Genomic DNA, 4926 nt, shown 5'->3' on the forward strand with positions numbered 1-4926 from the left:
CGCGTTCTGCTGCAACCAGCACTTTAAAGGACTCAAAAGAGAACATTTCCTTCACTTCACCGCCTGCTTCACGAATGAGCAGTTCCAGCGAAGCATCCGCGCCTTCAAACTGGTATCCCTGATGCTCCAGTTCCTTGATGCGGCTAATTACGCCACGTGCCTCATCACTGGATGGGTCAAGGGTGATGCCCAGCTCTTGCGCTTTGGATACCACGTTGCTTTGCCCGGCCAGTTCGGAGACCAAAACCCGCTGCTTGTTCCCCACGAGTTCAGGAGCGATGTGCTCATAAGTTCGCGAGTCGCGTAGAATGGCTGACACGTGAATGCCCCCCTTATGGGCAAAAGCTGCATTGCCAACATAAGGCTGGTTCACAGGCATATTGACGTTGGCGACTTCGCTCACAAAGCGGGCTGTGTTGTGGAGTTGATTTAACTTTTCAATATCTAGACAGTCGTAGCCCAGCTTGAGCTGCAAATTAGGAATGACGGAGCACAGGTTAGCGTTACCACACCGTTCACCGTAGCCGTTGATGGTACCCTGAACCTGCCTTGCGCCTGCTTGTACAGCACTTAGAGAGTTCGCTACTGCCAATTCGCAGTCATTGTGTGTATGAATACCCAACTGTGACCTCGTTATCTGGCTTTGCAGCATAGTGACAATTTCCCGAATCTCATGCGGTAGGGTACCGCCGTTTGTATCGCACATCACGAGCCAATCCGCGCCTGCTTCTTCAGCTTTTTTCATAACGGCCATTGCATACTCGGGATTATTTTTATATCCGTCGAAAAAATGTTCGGCATCAAAAATAACCTCCATGCCCCCTTGCTTTAAAAAGGCGATGGAGTCGTAAATCATAGACAGATTTTCCTCCAGTGTCGTCTGTAAGGCGGTGTGTACATGAAAATCCCATGATTTACCTACAAGTGTAGCAGCCTGAGCGCCGGATTCCAGAATTCGTTGCAGATTGACATCCTGTGCTGCGATGCTATCTTTGCGTCGCGTGCTGCCGAAGGCGACAATCTTTGCCTGAAGGCCCAGCTCTTGTACCCGTTTGAAAAATTCGATATCCTTGCTGTTGCTTCCGGGAATCCCGCCTTCAATATAATGAACACCGAGATCATCGAGTTTTTTGGCGATTTTCAATTTGTCATCAGCAGACAAGCTAATTCCTTCTCCTTGAGTGCCGTCTCGCAGCGTTGTGTCAAAGATAGAAATAGCGGTGGACATGAGGGACTCCTCCTTTGCGGATTGCTCAGATTGGTGATGCTCTGCTTTTTTAAGCATATTAATTTAGTTGTTTAACGCTTAAAAACAGGAAAGCGTTAGTTTGTCGTGTTCGTATGTTAGTCGATTATATCAACTTATGACTTCAATTGTAATATATAATTATCATTTTTAGCCGCAAAACCATTATTTTTATGTAAAATAGAAATAGCATTTAAAAGTGTCTCAAGTATAAAATCAAAACACATATTCCCGCGATGACGGGTGAATTTACAGTTAAAAAGAAGGGTTGAGCATGAAAGATGTCAGTGCTTATTATCCGGCTGGTGGGCGAGTTATTCTGCATGTGGATATGAATGCATTTTATTGTTCCGTTCATGCAGCGGAGGAGCCGGAAAAATATAAGGGACTGCCTACCGCGGTGGCAGGCAGTAGTGAGCTGCGCAAAGGTGTAATTGTAACCTGCTCTTATGAAGCCCGACGATTGGGCATTTCAACAGGGATGGTCGTTCAGCAGGCTCGCCGGATCTGTCCACAGCTCATTGTAATACAGCCTGATTTTCACTTGTATCGTCGTTATTCCAAAGCATTTATGAGCATTGCATATTCGTATACGCCTATGCTGGAAGCGACTTCAATTGATGAGTGCTATCTGGATATTTCTGGATCCAAACAGTTTGGAACACCTATGGAAATTGCTGAGGAAATCCAGCGCAGAGTAGAAGACGAGCTGGGCCTGCCCTGTTCAATTGGAGTTGCTCCTAACAAGTTGCTGGCCAAAATGGCTTCTGATCTGAAAAAACCACGCGGGATATCTATTCTACGTTTGCGTGATGTACCCAATATTTTGTGGAACCTTCCTTGTGGTCAATTGTTTGGTGTGGGCCGCAAAACGGCAGATAAGCTTCTACAAATGAATATTCGTACCATTGGGCAACTGGCTAAGGCCGATGAGCATATGCTGGTTGGCGTATTTGGTGTGACGGGTTCGTGGTTAAAATTGGCCGCTAACGGAATTAACCATTCACCAGTCAGCACTGAACGGGAGCCAAACAAGTCCATTGGTCACACGACTACCCTGCCTATGGATGTGGTAAAGCTGGAAGAAGCCCAACGGGTACTTCTTAACATTAGTGATCAGGTGGCCCGGCGGCTTCGACGACACGGTATGCTGGCAGGAGGTATACAATTGACGATTCGGACGGCGGATATGAAGACCTTTACGCGTTCTCAAGTCAGGAGCACTCCTACGGAAAGTGCAGAGGACATATATAAGGAAGCTTGTGCGTTGTATCGTCGCCATTGGGGAGAAGATAAGCCTGTACGCTTACTGGGGATTACGTTACAGCAGCTCATTCCAAAGGAGGAAGCGGCCGTTCAAATGGATCTATTTGAATACCAGGATCAGCCTAAGAAAGAAAGCTTATTGAAGACGATGGATGCACTGCGCGATAAGTTTGGTGAAAATGCAATTTTGACCGCTGGGATGCTGGGAGATGATCCTTCGGTACTTCTGCGCAACTCCAAGCTGCGCGGAACTTCGCTGCAAAAAGACAATCTACCAACTCCAGAGTGAGCTTTTGGATAGATTATTGCAAGCATCAGAAGCTTACGTTATAAGCATTTTTGACACGAAGGATAAAGGAAAATAATTTGTAATAATATTGGGTTTGTATTAATATGTGAATAGAATGTAAAAGCTGGTTTGTTTGATTGTATAGGAGGAAGAGAAAAGTTATGGCTAAATACACTTGGGTAGAAAAAGATACATGCATTGCTTGCGGAGCCTGTGGCGCTACAGCACCTGACATTTATGATTATGATGATGAAGGTTTGGCTGAAGTGATCTTTGAAGGGGATGCAAACCAAGGCATCAAGGCAATCTCGGATGATTTGTTTGATGATATGCAGGATGCTTGTGACGGTTGCCCTACAGATTCCATTAAAGTAGCAGACGAGCCGTTCAATAAAGAAGGTTAAGCGTAGGCTTCTTTGATAGGCACAGCACCGACAGCTCCCTTCGCCGTATAACGGTGAAAGTAAGCTGTCGGTGCTGTTTTTTTAGATTATAGAATGGTTCAGCGGAGCTGAGCCATTCTATAATCTAAAAAAACTTCTGCCAAACGCGGTCTGGCTTCCGTGAAAGTCCATCGATAGACGTTTTTTTTATGTGCTGTCCATCGAGTCTATTTTTACCGATATACATAATAGGAAGTATGCAAGATTACACGATCAGGAGGATCCGATGAACCATTCGCCTCATCTTAAATCGTATGTAAAAAAACACCCTGATAATAAAATGGCCTGGTATTTACTCGGCAAAGAGTATGAGAGCAGCGGTCAGGAGGGCAAAGCAAATTATTGCTTCAATCGCGCAGGAGAAGTGTTCGAAGCCTTCGAGCATAAACAGATTCCGGCAGACGTATGGATGGAATATCAGGATAAACTGGTTCAGATGTCCAAGGAGAAGGAGCGAAGGACGGCTCGAACACGCCACCTGTTAACTGCGTTAATGGTACTACTGCTCATATGGGTTCCTTCAGCCAATTCACCGAGACCCTCAAATGAAAATACATCTGTTCCATCCGGAACTGAGCAGGCAGCAATTGATAATATTGAAGTTACGAAAGTGGCCACTGCTGATCCGAAGGAGATGGCCCAGATCGGTGCGGTTGGTGGTGTGTTTACGGCTCAAGCTCGAAAAGGGAGTGGAGCTGGAACGGGGCTTACTGATATGTTGGCTAAGACTAGCCGATTGCCGTCCAAGACTACGGTGTTGGGCATGGAGCAAGGGGGCTCGTGGCTGCTCTGGAGAGAGGGCATGAAGCCATTACTTAGTGTACAGAACAAAGGAAACGGCGGATTAGCTGTTCAGTCTTACGACGCCGCTGCGTGTGCTTGCAAGCCGTCAGACAGTGAAAATCTTCGCAAAGCAGGTCTAAAATGGGCTGCTGGACAGGAGGAATTAGCTGTGTTGAATAGCTCCATGCGTGCTTTTCGCTCACAGCATCAACGTCTTCCCCAGAGTCTTGATGAACTGACTCGAGACTTTCCCGCTAACACGATGTACGGTACGACAGACGGGATGAAGAAGGCTTTTACACCTGTGCGTAATTTACTTGCTTCACCTGGACAGGGAACAGGGAAGGCAGTAGATTTAGACGCTGACTCGTCGGCCGAAAGCAGTCCATTACTGGCATCGTCATTGCACGGACGACCTTTTCTGGGGCAACCGCTGCGAATTGTGGTGGACAAATCTAAGCACAGGCTCGCCCTGGTAAGTGGCAATGTACTTATTCGAAATTATCCTATCGGTTTGGGTGGAGAAAGAACACCAGAAGGGAAATTTGTGATTAGCGATAAAGTAGTAAATCCGAACGGTAAATCCAACGGTGAGTTTGGTAGTCGTGGAATGCAACTGTCTGCAACGAATTATGCCATTCATGGCACGAACGAGCCGGACAGCATTGGCAAAAATGAGTCGTTGGGTTGCGTCCGAATGGGTAAAGAGGATGTGGAGGAATTGTTTGCACTCGTACCTTCGGGTACGGAGGTGGTCATTGGTAACGGGGGATTGCCTGATCAAGTGCTGGTGCCTGGTTCTCGATTTACAAGTGAGCCGCAGCATGACCAGATGAATCCCCGCAAAACCTATCACTGGTTAAATTAACGTTTTGATGCTATTGCTACTTGGTGTTTAA

General features: G+C 46.6%; 4 protein-coding genes. 3 read left to right on the forward strand and 1 reads right to left on the reverse strand.

Annotated elements, in window-relative coordinates; all coding sequences use genetic code 11:
* The coding region (gene cimA / locus GRP75_RS19235; protein WP_160790083.1) for a citramalate synthase at positions 1-1228 on the reverse strand (1228 nt) is incomplete at its 3' end.
* A gap of 292 nt (positions 1229-1520) precedes the next feature.
* On the opposite strand from cimA, the gene GRP75_RS19240 reads away from it, so the two are divergent.
* The 3 genes from GRP75_RS19240 (at position 1521) to GRP75_RS19250 (ending at position 4895) form a co-directional block, all read left to right on the forward strand.
* Entirely contained in the window at positions 1521-2801 is a 1281-nt protein-coding gene (locus GRP75_RS19240) for a DNA polymerase IV (protein WP_160790084.1), read from the forward strand.
* Between the two features lie 161 nt (positions 2802-2962).
* On the forward strand, positions 2963-3205 hold the full coding sequence (locus tag GRP75_RS19245; RefSeq protein ID WP_023988031.1) for a ferredoxin: 243 nt from the start codon (positions 2963-2965) through the stop codon (positions 3203-3205).
* Between the two features lie 265 nt (positions 3206-3470).
* Positions 3471-4895, forward strand: coding sequence for a L,D-transpeptidase (locus tag GRP75_RS19250; RefSeq protein ID WP_160790085.1), 1425 nt, complete (start codon positions 3471-3473; stop codon positions 4893-4895).
* The last annotated feature ends 31 nt before the right edge of the window (positions 4896-4926 follow it).

The organism is Paenibacillus sp. OT2-17 (assembly GCF_009827695.1).
Lineage (GTDB): Bacteria > Bacillota > Bacilli > Paenibacillales > Paenibacillaceae > Paenibacillus > Paenibacillus polymyxa_B.